Source organism: Pseudomonas marginalis (assembly GCF_024169655.1).
GTDB classification, from domain to species: domain Bacteria; phylum Pseudomonadota; class Gammaproteobacteria; order Pseudomonadales; family Pseudomonadaceae; genus Aquipseudomonas; species Aquipseudomonas paraveronii.
The window spans coordinates 5,410,102-5,424,932 of sequence record NZ_JALJWV010000001.1; the positions used below are offsets into that span (position 1 = coordinate 5,410,102).

Consider the following 14,831-nt stretch of genomic DNA (forward strand, 5'->3'; position numbering starts at 1 on the left):
TCACAACCCATTAAAAAATCTGGAAAAAAAACACCGGCACTTGCATAGCGAACTAATGCTTGATTGAAAAACTATTAAAACACTCGGTACAAGAGCGAAAATTTCATCTGCAAATGTAACCGATATCCTACACTTCATTCCGTGCAACGTTGGGGGCCAGGACGTACCCAAGTCACAAAGAAAACCATGGAGAGTTACAGATGGTCAACTGGCGCAATACACGACTCCCCAAGCTGGAGGGCGAGGACAAGATCACCAGCGTATTTGAAATGGTCATCAATCAAACATACGAACTCGGCTTCCAATTCTGTTCCTTTACGATGAGCGCTCAACGACCCAGACACCCAAACAAACCGATTTGCCTCAATAACTACCCAAATGAATGGAACACACTGTATGACCAGGCCCACTTCTTCGATATAGACCCGGTTGTCACCCACTGCAAACGTTGCGTATTGCCAATTGTCTGGGAGGAAAAAGTGTTCGGCGCCGCGCCGAACTTATGGGAACTGGCCCAGTCTTCTGGCGTCCATCTGGGTTGGACCCAGTCGGTCCACGACTTCCAGGGGGTGTTCAGCATGCTGACCCTGGGACGCGGTAAGGGTGAGGTCAGCCCGCAAGAGCTGTACGAAAAGGCCGGCCAGGTATTGTGGCTCTGCCATGCCATGCATGCGGTGGTCGCGCAAAAATACGCCGAAAGCCCCGGCGCAGCGACGCCCAACACCTTGACCCCACGGGAAACAGAAATCCTCAAATGGTCCGCTCTGGGCAAGACCGCTTCAGACATCGCCCGCATCCTGTGCCTGTCGGAGCGCACGATTGGCTTTCACCTCGCCAGTTGTTTCAGGAAGCTGGGAGTCAACAATAAGATCGCTGCCGTACTCTGCGCCTCGAAGGCGGGTTTGTTTTAACCGGCGCGGAATCACCGCATGTAATCCTTGCGAAAAAAAAGTAACATTTACGGCCAACGCTGAGTGTTGACGCAGCCCCCCACGGTGCCGCCTCGCAGTTCACTCAGACGGTTGCGCCGGTCCCCATGCAACCTGCCGAACACTCATCGACTACCCAGAGCCTCCCCCTCCATGCCCCTGCTTGAAAGCCCGTTCGCCCAGCTCGATCTGATCCGCCAACCCGAGCAGCACAACGATCCGCTGCAAGCGTTCGACGCCGCCGACGAGTACCTGCTCAGCTACCTGTCCGAGCAGCAACCGAACGCCGCGACCCGCGTGCTGGTGCTGAACGACAGCTTTGGCGCATTGGCCGCCAGCCTTGAAGGCCATGTGCAGGTAACGTCCAGCGGCGACTCGTTTCTCGCCGCCCAAGGCCTGGAAAAAAACCTGGTGCGCAACGGCAAGACGTTTGATGCCGTGCCGTTCATGCCTGCCAGCCGGGTGCCACGTGGGCCGTTCGACCGGGTACTGATCCGCGTGCCGAAAACCCTGGCGCTGCTCGAAGAACAGTTGATCCGCCTGCAGGGCCAACTGGCGCCGGGCGCTGAAGTCATCGCCGCAGCGATGGTCAAGCATCTGCCACGGGCGGCCGGTGAGTTGCTGGAGCAGTACATCGGGCCGATGCACGCGTCCCTGGCGGTCAAAAAAGCGCGGCTGTTGATTGCCACCGTCGGGGATCGACCGGCCGCCGTCTCGCCCTACCCCACCCGTTACGCCCTGGACACACCGGTCATCACCCTGCTCAACCACGCCAACGTGTTCTGCCGCGAAGGCCTGGACATCGGCACCCGCGCATTCCTCCCGCACTTGCCCACAGGCCTTGGCAGTGCGCGGGTTGCCGACCTGGGTTGCGGCAATGGCGTACTCGCGATTGCCAGCGCCCTGCAGAACCCGGACGCGCACTACACCTTGGTGGACGAGTCCTACATGGCCGTGCAATCGGCCGCCGAGAACTGGCAAACCGCACTGGGTGATCGCGACGTCATCGTCCGCGCCGACGATGGCCTGGCCGGCCAGGCGCCGCAATCGTTGGAGGTGGTGCTGTGCAATCCACCGTTCCACCAGCAGCAGGTGGTTGGCGACTTCCTCGCCTGGCGCATGTTCCAGCAGGCGCGCGAGGCGCTGGTGGTCGGCGGCGCCCTCTATATAGTCGGCAACCGTCACCTGGGCTATCACAGCAAGTTGGCGCGACTGTTCCGTGGCGTCGAGCAAGTGGCCGCCACGCCCAAATTCGTCATTCTCAAAGCGCGCAAATAAAAAAAGACCCCGCCCCCTCCAAAGACGGGGCAGGGTCAAAAAACCGTGCCGCAAGGCAACGGGATGGGATATCAGTGCGTGGTCAGGCCGGCCGCGCTCATGAACAGGCGCATCAGGCTGGCCACGACGAACAGGGCCAGCACGCTGCCGCTCCAGATCATCGCCAACCAGCCAAGGCGCCGCCACAGCGGCTGTTTCTCGGCCTGTTCAATCTCGTGCAATGAAGGTTTGCCGGACATGAAACGACCCTCCTAGTGATAACCGTCTTCGTGGGTAACCTTGCCGCGGAACACGTAGTAGCTCCAGAAGGTGTAGCCCAGGATGAACGGGATGATGAACAACGTGCCCACCAGCATGAAGCCCTGGCTTTGCGGCGGCGCGGCAGCGTCCCAGATCGACACCGATGGCGGGATGATGTTCGGCCACAGGCTGATACCCAGGCCGCTGTAGCCGAGGAAGATCAGCACCAGCGTCAGCAGGAACGGCGTGTAGTGTGCGTTACGCGCCACGGCGCGGATCAGCCCGTACATGGTCACCAGCACCAGGATTGGCACCGGCAGGAACCAGAACAGGTTCGGCAGGGTGAACCAGCGCGAGGCGATTTCCGGGTGCGACAACGGCGTCCAGATACTCACGATACCGATCACCGCCAGCACCACGAAGGCCAATGGCCGCGCCAGGTCGTGCATCTGCTCCTGCAACTTGCCTTCGGTCTTCATGATCAGCCAGGTGCAACCGAGCAACGCGTAGGCCACGATCAGCGCCACGCCGCAGAACATCGTGAACGGCGTCGCCCAATCCAGTGAACCACCGGCAAACTGGCGATCGACCACCGGGATACCGTCGATGAACGCCCCCAGCGCGACGCCCTGGAAGAAGGTGGCCGCCAACGAACCACCGATGAACGCCTTGTCCCACAGGTGACGCTTGTGGTCCTTGGCCTTGAAGCGGAACTCGAAGGCTACACCGCGAAAGATCAACCCGATCAGCATCAGCATCAGCGGCAGGTACAAGGCCGACAGCACCACCGAGTAAGCCAGCGGGAAGGCGCCGAACAACGCCGCGCCGCCGAGTACCAGCCAGGTTTCGTTACCGTCCCAGACCGGAGCGACGGTGTTCATCATCACGTCACGGTCAGTCTTGCCGGGGATAAACGGAAAGAGGATGCCGATGCCCAGGTCAAAGCCGTCCATGACCACGTACATCATGATGCCGAAGATGATGATCACGGCCCAGATCAGCGGAAGATCAATACCCATCTCAATTCCCCTTGTGCTGGATGTCGACGTGATTGTCATCGCGTCCGTCATCGGCCGCCGACAACGGACGCGCCGGTGTGCGTTTCTGGCCTGGGCCACCGTGGGTAGGCTCGATGCCTTCGTGGATCACCGGGCCTTTGCGCACTAGGCGCATCATGTAGCCCAACCCGGCGCCGAACAGCGTGAAGTACACCACCACGAACAGCACCAGGGTGATGCTCATCTGCACCAGGCTATGCCCGGAGGACGCATCCGCCGTGCGCATCAGCCCGTAGACCACCCACGGCTGGCGGCCGATCTCGGTGGTGAACCAGCCAGCGAGAATCGCGATCAGGCCGGACGGGCCCATCCACAACGCCAGGTACAGGAACGGCCTCGACGTGTACATCTTGCCGCCCCGGCGCAGCCAGAGGCTGAACAGGCCGGTGAAGATCATCAGCAAACCCAGGCCGACCATGACCCGGAACGACCAGAACACGATGGTCGAGTTGGGACGATCCTCAGGCGGGAAGTCCTTGAGCGCCGGCACCTGTTTGTCCAGGGAGTGGGTCAGGATCAGGCTGCCGAGGTAAGGGATTTCCATCGCGTACTTGGTTTTTTCCGCCTTCATGTCGGGCCAGCCGAACAGGATCAGCGGCGTCGGCTCGTTGCCGATGTTTTCCCAGTGGCCTTCAATCGCGGCGATTTTCGCCGGCTGGTGCTCCAGGGTGTTGAGGCCGTGGAAGTCACCGATCACCGCCTGGATAGGCGCGACGATCAGCGCCATCCACATGGCCATCGACAACATCTTGCGGATGGCCGGGTTGTCCTTGCCGCGCAACAAATGCCAGGCCGCGGAGGAACCGACGAAGAACGCCGTCGCCACAAACGCCGCCGTGGCCATGTGCATCAGGCGGTAAGGGAACGAGGGGTTGAAGATCACGGCCAGCCAGTCCGTAGGGATCACGCGGCCGTCGATGATTTCAAAGCCCTGGGGCGTCTGCATCCAGCTGTTGGAGGCGAGAATCCAGAAGGTGGAAATCAGCGTGCCGACGGCCACCATCACGGTCGCGAAGAAGTGCAGCTTGCGCCCCACCTTGTTCCAGCCGAAGAGCATCACGCCGAGGAAACCGGCCTCAAGGAAGAAGGCCGTGAGCACTTCATACGTCAGCAGCGGCCCGGTGACGGAGCCGGCGAAGTCTGAGAAGCGGCTCCAGTTGGTGCCAAACTGGTAAGCCATGACCAAGCCGGAGACCACGCCCATGCCGAAGTTGACGGCAAAGATCTTCGACCAGAAATGGTAGAGGTCACGGTAGGTGTCGTTATGGGTCTTGAGCCACAAGCCTTCTAGCACCGCAAGGTAACTCGCCAAGCCGATGGTGATCGCCGGGAACAGGATGTGGAACGAGATGGTGAACGCGAACTGAATTCGGGCGAGATCTAGCGCCTCCAAACCGAACATAAGTCTTCCTCTGTCAGGTAATACCGAATGCTGGCTGGAGGCCGCATCCACTGCCCCCACGGATATGGAGTGTGGCGAATTTCAATTCGTTTCTTTTTTTACCAACCACGTAGGGAATCAGGCCTTGCGGCCGCCAGAACAAATCCTGAAATAGCTTTGATCTGGATCAATCACAGTCAAAAGAGTAGTCCCATTTTGGCGATTGACCTGTGTGGTCTTTTGCCGCGTGACAGCTTGCCTCAGCACAGTTTCTGCAACTGTTTGTTACAGCTTGATGCTAATCTCGAATCCCCCTCCCGCTTTGACCCGAACGCCCGATGCCCAGTGAACCCGCGCTGCTGTTACGCCACCACCGCCCTTTCATCGCGTTCTGGCTGGCGCGGATCTTCACCGCCAGCGGCTTCCAGATGCTCACCGTGGCCATCGGCTGGAACCTCTATCAACTGACCGGCAATGTGCTGGATTTGGGCCTGGTCGGTCTGGTGGAGTTCGTCCCCCGCGTGCTGTTCATGCTGCACACCGGGCATGTGGCCGACCGCTATGAGCGGCGCAAGGTGGCGGCCATCTGCCAGACCGTACAGGCGCTGATTGCCTTGTCCCTGGCCATTGGCGGCCTGACCGGCCACGTGACCCGCGAGATGATCTTTATCCTCGCCTTCGTGCTCGGCGCCGCACGCTCCTTTGAAATGCCCACCACTCAAGCGCTGCTCCCAAGCATCGTACCCAGCGCCCTGTTCCCACGGGCCGTGGCCTCATCGCAATCGGCCCAGCAACTGGCAACCATCGTCGCCCCGGCCCTCGGCGGTTTGCTTTATGCGTTTGGCAGCGTGTGGGTGTATGGCCCAACCGTGGTGCTGTACCTCATTGCTTGCGTACTGACCCTCAACCTGCCCGCCCGCCAGACCCCGCCGAACAAAGCCAAGGCCACGATGGACTCGCTGCTGGCCGGGATTCGCTTTATTCGCAGCCGCCCGGACATCCTCGGGGCAATTTCCCTCGACCTGTTCGCCGTGCTGCTCGGCGGTGCCACCGCGTTGCTGCCGGTGTTCGCCAAGGACATCCTGCTGACCGGCGCCTGGGGCCTGGGCCTGTTGCGTTCGGCGCCGGCAGTCGGCGCGTTGCTGATGTCGTTGTGGCTGGCGCGCTTTTCGGTCGACCGGCACGTGGGCCGCGTGATGTTTACCGCCGTCGGTGTGTTCGGCGTGGCGACCATCGCCTTCGGCCTGTCCACCTCGTTCTGGTTTTCCCTGGCGGTGCTGGTGGTGCTGGGCGCGGCGGACATGATCAGCATGGTGATCCGCGCCTCTTTCGTGCAATTGGAGACACCGGACGACATGCGCGGGCGGGTCAGTGCGGTCAACGGCCTGTTTATTGGCGCGTCGAATCAACTGGGCGAGTTCGAGTCCGGGATCACCGCCCACTGGTTCGGCACCGTGCCCGCCGTGGTCATGGGCGGGATCGGCACGCTGCTGGTGACCGGGGCGTGGATCAAACTGTTCCCGACCCTGGCCAACCGCGACCGCATGCATGTGCCAGTGGACGACACCACAGTCTGAACCTCACTGCCGGATATCCGTGGCGTTCAAGGCCATTGATCAGCGGATATTGAGCTGGGTTTTCAAGGTATTTCGCGGCGCGTTGATCGACGTGTTGCTGTATTCGAACCAGCCTGGGGCGGCGACGTTCAGGTCGAACACATAGATGTAGCCCATCAGCGTGCCCGCGCCATTGCAGGCCTGGCTGACGCTACCGACCTGGCACACCGCAGTGCGTTGCCCGCTGAGTTCGGCGCCATTGAAGCGGCCCATCGGGTTGTTGCCCAGGCCGACTTCCATCACCGACACCTGGGTGGGCCCACGGTGCGTACACATCTGCGTGCTCTGCGAGCGCTCCGGAATCGTTTCCACACACCTCGCCGACTCGACCTTGAACACCCGCACCTCGCTCAAGGCCGGTGCAGTCGCGCCCCACGCCGGTGCCGCGCCTAGCCACAAGCTGATACAAGCGATCAGAGCTAGACTCCACGCGTTGGCTATTTTCATGCTGTCGATGACCCTGAATTAAACATCGGCGCAGTATGCCTCAAGGCCATGATTCACAGCCATGCGTCACAAAGCCAACCCCGTGCGCCACACGGGCTCGGCTGCTGGTATGATGCGCCGCTTTTTCCGATCCTCTCTGAAGCCACAGGCGCTTGGCGCAATTTGTGCTTTGACTTAGAGGTCAACAAATCACGACGCAACATAGCGTCACAGGGAGCAGGCATGCTGGAAAAGCTGTTTCAACTCAAAGCACACAACACGAACGTGCGCACCGAGATCCTCGCGGGCATCACGACATTCCTGGCCATGGCCTACATTTTGTTCGTGAACCCGAGCATCCTCGGCGAGACCGGCATGGACAAGGGCGCGGTGTTTGTCGCGACCTGCCTGGCCGCAGCCATCGGTTCGACCGTGATGGGCTTGATCGCCAACTACCCGATCGCGCTGGCGCCGGGCATGGGCCTCAACGCCTTCTTTACCTACACCGTGGTCCTGCACATGGGCCATACCTGGCAAGTAGCGCTGGGGGCGGTGTTCATTTCGGCGGTGCTGTTCTTCATTCTGTCGATCTTCCGCATCCGTGAATGGATCATCAACAGCATCCCCCTGCCCCTGCGCTCGGCGATTGCTGCCGGTATCGGCCTGTTCCTGGCGCTGATCGCCCTGCACAACGCCGGAATCGTGATCGGTAACCCTAATACCCTGGTGGGCTTGGGCGACCTGACAAAACCGGCGCCTATCCTGGCCATCCTGGGCTTCATGCTGATCGTTGCGCTGGAAGCCCTGGCGGTACGAGGCGCGGTATTGATCGGCATCCTGGCCGTGACCATCGTGTCCATCCTGCTAGGCGTCACGGAGTTCGGCGGCGTGATGTCCATGCCACCGTCCCTGGCCCCGACCTTCCTGCAACTGGATATCAAAGGCGCGTTGGACATCGGCCTGGTCAGCGTGATCTTCGCGTTCCTGTTCGTCGACCTGTTCGACAACTCCGGCACCCTGATCGGCGTGGCCAAGCGCGCCGGGCTGATGAGCAAGGATGGCCACATGCCGAAAATGGGCCGTGCGCTGATCGCCGACAGCACCGCCGCCATGGCCGGTTCGCTGCTGGGCACCTCGACCACCACCAGCTACATCGAGTCCGCCGCTGGCGTGAGTGCCGGTGGCCGCACCGGTTTGACCGCTGTCGTGGTCGCGATCCTGTTCCTGCTGGCGCTGTTCTTCTCGCCACTGGCCTCCAGCGTACCGGCCTTCGCCACCGCACCGGCGTTGCTGTTCGTCGCGGTACTGATGACCTCAGGCCTGGCGGAAATCGACTGGGATGACATTACTGTTGCAGCGCCGGTGGTGATCACCGCCCTGGCGATGCCCTTCACTTACTCCATCGCCAACGGCATCGCCTTCGGTTTCATCGCCTGGACCGCCATCAAGCTGCTTTCGGGCCGCTACCGTGAGCTGAACCCGGCACTGGTGATTCTGTCGATTCTGTTTGTGATCAAGCTGGGCTGGTTCAACGCATGACTTTTGACGCCACACGCTACACCGCTCAACTGCAAGACAAGGTCACGCGCTTGCGTGACCTGCTGGCACCGTTCGACGCGCCGCAGCCCCAGGTCTTCGACTCGCCCCTGCAGAACTTCCGCCTGCGCGCGGAGTTCCGCCTGTGGCGCGAAGGCGGTGAACGCCACTACGCGATGTTCTCCCAGGACGACAAGCGCACGCCGATCCTGATCGACGAGTTCCCCATCGCCAGCCAGCGCATCAACCAGTTGATGCCGCAGCTCAAGGCCGCCTGGCAAGCCAGCGCCGCCCTGAGCCACAAGCTGTTCCAGGTGGAGTTCCTGACCACCCTGGCCGGCGACGCGATGATCACCCTGTGTTATCACCGCCCGCTAGACGAGCACTGGCACACCGCCGCGAACCAGCTTGCGGCCGACTTGAACGTGAGCATCATCGGCCGCTCCAAGGGCAAGCGCGATGTGATCGGCCACGACTATGTGGTGGAAAAACTCGACGTCGGTGGCCGTACCTTCAGCTACCGTCAACCCGAAGGCGCCTTCACCCAGCCCAACGGCACGGTGAACCAGAAGATGCTCAACTGGGCATACGAAGCACTCGGCGATCGCCCGGATGATCTGCTGGAGCTGTACTGCGGCAACGGCAACTTCACCCTGCCGCTGGCGACCCGCGTGCGCAACGTGCTCGCCACCGAGATCAGCAAGACCTCGGTGAATGCCGCCTTGAGCAACCTCGATGAAAACGCAGTGGATAACGTCACCCTGGCGCGCCTCTCCGCCGAAGAACTCACCGAAGCGCTGAACGACGTGCGCCCGTTCCGCCGCCTGCACGGCATCGACCTGAAAAGCTACGAATTCGGCAGCGTCTTCGTCGACCCGCCGCGCGCCGGCATGGACCCGGACACCTGCGAACTGACCCGACGCTTCGACAACATCCTCTATATCTCCTGCAACCCGGAAACCCTGGCGGCGAACATTGCACAACTGCATGACACGCATCGGATCACCCAATGCGCGTTGTTCGACCAGTTCCCGTGGACGCACCATATGGAGTCCGGGGTGCTGTTGACCCGTCGATAACCCCCCTCACGGTTCCTTGCGTGGCCGACCGCCCTTCTTGCCATTGGCTCGGGCGGCGGCGGATTTGGCCGCGCTGCTTTTACGACCGTTGTGCGACGCCACCAGGCTCACGGCCAACTCCATCAAGGGCTGGCTGGTCGCAATCAGGCCGGTGATGGAAACCTGCAGGTCGCGGGCTTCACAGCACAGCGCCTTGCCGCCAAAACCGACCTCCAGTTGCTGAAAGTCCTGCGCGGAAAACCCTTCGAACTCCGGGAGACCGGCCACCGGTAACATGATGCGACTGCCGTCGCTGAAGCCGATGGAGATGCAGTCATCCTCGTAACGCACCGAGCAAGCATTGGCGTACAAACGCTTCAGTTTGCGCCCCCGCACTATGGCCTTATCGATATCGGCTTCAGTGATCGGTACATCGGGCAAGGTTTTGGCTTTTACGATTTTCATAGATCAATCTCCACACAATCTGGCGCCCTGACCAGATTCAAAAGGGTTCGCTGCCTCGCCACATCGTGCCGGGCGTTTGCAATCACATACACACCACGCCGAATGACCAACCCCGGCACCACCTCATCGGCGTCCCAATCCCAGGAGTGGTTCTCCAGGCAAACCGTTTGCAGTTTTTCCCACCAGATCCTTCGTACACGAGCCAGGACGTGTCGCTGCATTAACGCCTGGCGAATGCCTTCCAGAATCCCACGGGGTGGCCGCCGCCGTTCGGGGTCTACATCCCAAAGCTCCACTCGCCCATCCAGAAAGCTGAAGCGAAAGCGCGCATCCCATTGCTTTCCCCTGACATGCACGTGAGGCGGGCAATGCTCATCCCTGAGAAACACCGCAATCACATGTCCTTTGTAAGTGCCTACTTTCATAGTAACCCATCCGTTAGGTTATTTTCCGTCGGGTAACACTTTTCCATACATCACCCGACAACCGGCTCCTTGATCAGGGCGTTTTTCACAGCGTAGTAACAGCGGGCAAACCGTCGAATACGGTCTTGTAACGACTCATGGCAGCACCTGGAAATGCCCGGTCTCACTGATTAACGGTTCGATAATCGAACACATCTACCGCCATCGATTGACCAAATTAACTATCCAGTACATTTTATCCGCACAACGAACAATAACTGTGGAGACCCCCTTATGCAGCCCATCGTGCTGGTGCTTAACGGCCCCAACCTCAACCTGCTCGGCACCCGCGAACCTGCCACCTACGGGCATGAAACCCTGGCCGACGTCGCTGCCCTGTGCGGCCGCAGCGCCGAGCAACTGGGGTTGACCATCGAATTTCGCCAAACCAACCACGAAGGCGAATTACTCGACTGGATCCACGGCGCCCGCGCCCGCTGCGCCGGTATCGTGATCAACCCGGCGGCCTGGACTCACACCTCGGTGGCGATTCGCGATGCGCTGGTGGCCAGTGAAGTGCCGGTGATCGAGGTGCATTTATCCAACGTGCATGCGCGCGAGGCGTTTCGTCATCACTCGTTCGTGTCGCCCATCGCCAAGGCGGTACTCGCCGGGTTTGGCAGCCATGGTTATCACCTGGCCCTGGAACATTTCAGCCGCACGGTGAAAGGATGAGCCCGATGAAACCGCGCATCCTCGCCGGCCTGATCGGCGCCGGCATCCAGGCTTCCCGCACGCCCGCCCTGCATGAACAGGAAGGTGACGCCCAAGGCCTGCGCTACTTGTATCGCCTGATCGACCTGGAACCGCTGCACCTGGACATCAATGCCCTGCCCGACCTCCTGCAGGCCGCCGAGCAGATGAACTTCACCGGGTTGAACATTACTTACCCGTGCAAGCAGGCGATCCTGCCTTTACTCGATGAATTGTCCGACGAGGCCAGGGGCATTGGCGCGGTCAACACCGTGGTGTTCAAGGATGGCAAACGCATCGGCCATAACACTGACTGCCTGGGGTTTGCCGAAGGCTTTCGCCGTAACCTGAATGACGTGGCACGCCAACGCGTGGTGCAGATGGGCGCCGGGGGGGCAGGCGCGGCTGTGGCTCATGCGCTGCTGGCAGAGGGCGTTGAACGCTTGAGCATTTTCGACGTGGACGCCAGCCGCGCCCGCGACCTGGTGGATAACCTCGCCCGACGTTTCGGTAACGGGCGCGCCCAGGTTGGCAACGATCTGGAAAACGCCATGGCCGAGGCCGACGGCCTGGTGAACACCACGCCGATGGGCATGGCCAAGCTGCCGGGCATGCCGGTGCCCGCCGCGCTGTTACGCGCTGAACTGTGGGTCGCGGAAATCGTGTATTTCCCCCTGGAAACCGAACTGCTGCGTAACGCCCACGCCTTGGGTTGCCGCACCCTGAATGGCGGCAACATGGCGGTGTTTCAAGCGGTGAAAGCGTTTGAATTGTTCAGTGGCGTGGTGCCGGATGCACACCGGATGTTGGCGCACTTCCAGAGCATGAACACCTGACGGCCAAAACCGCATCCAAATGTGGGAGCGAGCTCCCTCCCACATTGAGTCCGCACCAGCCTCAGGCCTGCAGGTAACGCAACACCGACTCACAAATCATCTCGCGATGCCGCTGTTTAACCACCTCATCCGACAGGTCGGTCTGAAAAATCTCACTGAACGTATGGCGGTTGGATACGCGGTAAAAACAGAATGAGTTGATCAGCAGGTGAACGTCCAGCGGCACCAGCCCCGCACGGAACAGCCCCATCTCGGCGCCACGGCGCAAGGTCGTGCCCAACGCATCCAGAATGTTGCTGTTCATCGCCTTGATCGAATCGGAGCGCTTCACGTACTCGGCATTGTGGATATTTTCGATGCTGACGATACGCACGAAATCCACGTTCCGGTCGTGGTGATCGAAGGTGAACTCCACCAGCCGACGGATCGCTTCGCGCGGTTCCAGGGCCGTGAGGTTCATGCGTGTTTCAGTGTTGCGGATATCGCCGTAGAGCTTCTCCAGCACCTCGACGTACAACTGCTCCTTGCTGCCGAAGTAGTAATAGATCATGCGTTTCGAGGTGTGGATACGCTCGGCGATCGCATCCACGCGAGCGCCGGAGAGACCCTGCTGAACAAACTCGACAATGGCTTCTTGCAGTATGTTTTCGCGGGTCTTTTCCGGGTTGTTCTTACGACTCTTGCGCGGTGCGTCTGACACTGCGGAGAGATCGGGAGTCAAGGTCATGGTGCGCTCACGGCCGGTTTTTATTGTGCAGGCCGCGATTATGGGCCGCAGCGTTCCCCGAAGGAAGCACCAGGCCCGCGGTCATAACCGTGCCTGGCGTACCGCACCACTGCGCGACTTGGCCATCGCCGCCAGGCGCACCGCCACGTTGGCCGCGCCGTAGCCGGCATAGCCATTCTTGCGCTGGATGATCTCGAAGAAAAAACGCCCCTCGAACGGCTCGGTGTACACATGAAACAACTCACCGCCCTGGGCGTCACGGTCGTACAGCACGTTGTAGTACGCCAGCTCGCTGAGGAACTCATCGTCGAAATCAAAGCGCGCCGCCAGGTCGTCATAGTAGTTGAGCGGGATATCCAGCAACGGCACGCCCGCCTCCTTGGCCCGGCGCACCTCGGCGAAAATATCCGCGCAGTCGAAGGCAATGTGATGCACACCCGAGCCTCGATAGCTCGACAGTGCGTGGGAAATCGCGGTGTTGCGGTTCTCGGAAATATTCAGCGGCAGGCGAATCGAGCTGCAGCGGCTACGCAGCGCACGGCTTTTCACCAGGCCATACGGATCAGGCAGCACCACTTCGTCATCGGCTTCGAAATCCAGCAGGCTCTTGTAGAACAGCACCCAGCTGTCGAGGCTGTCGGCGGGCAAGGCCATCGCCATGTGGTCGATGCGCAAAAGCCCACCACTGGAGGCAGCGCTCGGTTGCAGATTGAAATCGGTGTCGTATACGCCTTCGCTTGGGTCCACCAGATAAATCAGGCTGCCGTCCGGCGCGCGCACCGCCGCCAATTCCAGCTCATTCGGCCCGACCAGGCCACGATAAGGCTGGCCCTTGTAGGCCACCGCCCGCTGCAGGGCCTTGGCGCTGTCCTTGACCCGAATCGCCGTGGCACATAACGACGGCCCGTGGGCCTCGAAAAAGTTGTGGGCGAAAGAATACGGTTCGCAGTTGAGGATCAGGTTGATATCACCCTGGCGCAACAGGCTGACGCTCTTGGAACGATGCTGGCCGACCTTGGCGAAGCCCAGGCGCTCCAGCCATTGCGTCAGCTTGGCGCCGAGGTTTTCGTCCACGGCAAATTCAAGGAATTCAATACCGTCGTATTCGCTGGCGGGCGGGGTGTCGAAGAGGATCTCCAGCGGCACGGCAGGCTGTTCATGCGCCAGGCGCTGGCGGGTTTTCTCTTCCAGGTAGAGCAGCGAGCGCAAGCCATCCGCCGCGTTGGCTCGGGTTGGTGCGGCGCGGAAGCCGTCGTTGAAGATCTCCAGGGACAACGGCCCGGTATAACCGCTCTTGATGATCGGCGCGAGAAAGCCCGCCAGGTCGAATTCGCCCTGGCCGGGGAAGCAGCGGAAGTGACGGCTCCACTCCAGCACGTCCATGGCCAGGATCGGTGCGTCGGCCATTTGCACAAAGAAAATCTTGTCGCCGGGAATCTCGGCGATAGCACTCGGGTCGCCCTTGAGCGACAGGGTATGGAAGCTGTCGAGCAACACCCCAAGGCTCGGGTGATCGACCTGGCGCACCAGGTTCCACACCTGCTGCCAGGTGTTCACATGCCGGCCCCAGGCCAGCGCTTCATAGCCGATGCGCAAGCCACGGCGGCCGGCGTGTTCGGCGAGCAGGCTGAGGTCATCGAGCAAAATACGTTCATCGCCCACGCAATCGGCTGAGGCATTGCTGCACACCAGCACCAGGTCGGTGCCCAGCTCCTGCATCAGGTCGAACTTACGCTCGGCGCGCTCCAGGTTACGTGCCAGGCGGTCGCGGCGGCAGCCTTCAAAGTCGCGGAACGGCTGAAACAAGGTGATGGCTAGGCCCAAGTCAGTGCATATTTGCCTGACTTCCCGTGGGCTGCCATCGTAATACAATAGGTCGTTCTCGAAGATCTCAACCCCATCAAACCCGGCGGCGGCAATGGCTTCGAGCTTTTCTGGCAGGGTGCCGCTCAAGGAAACAGTGGCGATGGAACGTTGCATGGGGCGACTCCCGGCAGTTGTTATTTACAGTAAATTATTCGCCCCCAGCCTACACACAGCAATTCAAATGTACGAACCAGTTAGTTTTTAGGGCGATTATCGAACACAATGGCCATCAGCGAATTGACGATTTTTTAGCCACTG

At 60.6% G+C, this 14,831-nt stretch carries 15 protein-coding genes; 7 read left to right on the forward strand and 8 right to left on the reverse strand.

What is annotated here, in order from left to right; translation table 11 throughout:
* The first annotated feature begins 200 nt into the window (after positions 1-200).
* Positions 201-911, forward strand: a complete 711-nt coding sequence (locus tag J2Y83_RS24895; protein ID WP_253399289.1) for a helix-turn-helix transcriptional regulator — start codon at positions 201-203, stop codon at positions 909-911.
* 171 nt (positions 912-1,082) lie between these two features.
* Positions 1,083-2,207 carry a methyltransferase gene (locus J2Y83_RS24900; RefSeq protein ID WP_253399291.1) on the forward strand — a complete coding sequence of 375 codons (1,125 nt, stop codon included), beginning with the start codon at positions 1,083-1,085 and terminating at the stop codon, positions 2,205-2,207.
* 71 nt (positions 2,208-2,278) lie between these two features.
* Here the strand turns inward: J2Y83_RS24900 and J2Y83_RS24905 are convergent, their stop codons facing one another.
* From J2Y83_RS24905 to J2Y83_RS24915, 3 genes are read right to left on the reverse strand one after another with little or no spacing between them, the layout of a single operon-like run.
* Positions 2,279-2,446 (reverse strand): DUF2474 domain-containing protein, encoded by a 168-nt coding sequence (locus J2Y83_RS24905; protein WP_253399293.1) that lies wholly within the window; start codon positions 2,444-2,446, stop codon positions 2,279-2,281.
* A gap of 12 nt (positions 2,447-2,458) precedes the next feature.
* On the reverse strand, positions 2,459-3,466 hold the full coding sequence (gene cydB / locus J2Y83_RS24910; RefSeq protein WP_046381977.1) for a cytochrome d ubiquinol oxidase subunit II: 1,008 nt from the start codon (positions 3,464-3,466) through the stop codon (positions 2,459-2,461).
* A 1-nt stretch (position 3,467) separates the two neighbouring features.
* Positions 3,468-4,907 carry a cytochrome ubiquinol oxidase subunit I gene (locus J2Y83_RS24915; protein WP_253399295.1) on the reverse strand — a complete coding sequence of 480 codons (1,440 nt, stop codon included), beginning with the start codon at positions 4,905-4,907 and terminating at the stop codon, positions 3,468-3,470.
* Positions 4,908-5,224: 317 nt separating this feature from the next.
* Between J2Y83_RS24915 and J2Y83_RS24920 the strand changes: the two genes are divergently transcribed.
* The gene (locus J2Y83_RS24920; RefSeq protein ID WP_253399297.1) at positions 5,225-6,463 is read left to right on the forward strand and encodes an MFS transporter; all 1,239 of its coding nucleotides are present in this window, start codon (positions 5,225-5,227) and stop codon (positions 6,461-6,463) included.
* Positions 6,464-6,502: 39 nt separating this feature from the next.
* On the opposite strand, the gene J2Y83_RS24925 is transcribed toward J2Y83_RS24920, so the two are convergent.
* Complete coding sequence (locus tag J2Y83_RS24925; RefSeq protein WP_253399299.1) at positions 6,503-6,949, reverse strand: DUF4879 domain-containing protein; 447 nt, start codon at positions 6,947-6,949, stop codon at positions 6,503-6,505.
* Positions 6,950-7,171: 222 nt separating this feature from the next.
* Here J2Y83_RS24925 and J2Y83_RS24930 point away from each other — a divergent pair, with 222 nt between their 5' ends.
* Together J2Y83_RS24930 and trmA are read left to right on the forward strand one after the other, a co-directional pair.
* The gene (locus tag J2Y83_RS24930; protein WP_253399301.1) at positions 7,172-8,467 is read left to right on the forward strand and encodes an NCS2 family permease; all 1,296 of its coding nucleotides are present in this window, start codon (positions 7,172-7,174) and stop codon (positions 8,465-8,467) included.
* The gene (trmA, locus tag J2Y83_RS24935) at positions 8,464-9,543 is read left to right on the forward strand and encodes a tRNA (uridine(54)-C5)-methyltransferase TrmA (RefSeq protein WP_253399303.1); all 1,080 of its coding nucleotides are present in this window, start codon (positions 8,464-8,466) and stop codon (positions 9,541-9,543) included. Before J2Y83_RS24930 ends, trmA begins: the two co-directional genes overlap by 4 nt.
* A gap of 6 nt (positions 9,544-9,549) precedes the next feature.
* Here trmA and J2Y83_RS24940 read toward each other — a convergent pair whose 3' ends face one another.
* Together J2Y83_RS24940 and J2Y83_RS24945 are read right to left on the reverse strand one after the other, a co-directional pair.
* Positions 9,550-9,987, reverse strand: a complete 438-nt coding sequence (locus tag J2Y83_RS24940; protein WP_253399305.1) for a DUF2442 domain-containing protein — start codon at positions 9,985-9,987, stop codon at positions 9,550-9,552.
* A complete protein-coding gene (locus J2Y83_RS24945) occupies positions 9,984-10,412 on the reverse strand; it encodes a DUF4160 domain-containing protein (RefSeq protein ID WP_253399307.1) in 429 nt (142 codons plus the stop codon). Before J2Y83_RS24945 ends, J2Y83_RS24940 begins: the two co-directional genes overlap by 4 nt.
* A 273-nt stretch (positions 10,413-10,685) precedes the next feature.
* Between J2Y83_RS24945 and aroQ the strand changes: the two genes are divergently transcribed.
* Complete coding sequence (gene aroQ, locus J2Y83_RS24950; RefSeq protein WP_253399310.1) at positions 10,686-11,126, forward strand: type II 3-dehydroquinate dehydratase; 441 nt, start codon at positions 10,686-10,688, stop codon at positions 11,124-11,126.
* Between the two features lie 5 nt (positions 11,127-11,131).
* Complete coding sequence (locus J2Y83_RS24955) at positions 11,132-11,980, forward strand: shikimate dehydrogenase (RefSeq protein ID WP_253399311.1); 849 nt, start codon at positions 11,132-11,134, stop codon at positions 11,978-11,980.
* A 61-nt stretch (positions 11,981-12,041) separates the two neighbouring features.
* Here the strand turns inward: J2Y83_RS24955 and J2Y83_RS24960 are convergent, their stop codons facing one another.
* The gene (locus J2Y83_RS24960) at positions 12,042-12,707 is read right to left on the reverse strand and encodes a TetR/AcrR family transcriptional regulator (protein ID WP_253399313.1); all 666 of its coding nucleotides are present in this window, start codon (positions 12,705-12,707) and stop codon (positions 12,042-12,044) included.
* Between the two features lie 81 nt (positions 12,708-12,788).
* Positions 12,789-14,687, reverse strand: a complete 1,899-nt coding sequence (gene quiC / locus J2Y83_RS24965; RefSeq protein WP_253399315.1) for a 3-dehydroshikimate dehydratase QuiC — start codon at positions 14,685-14,687, stop codon at positions 12,789-12,791.
* Positions 14,688-14,831 lie beyond the last annotated feature (144 nt).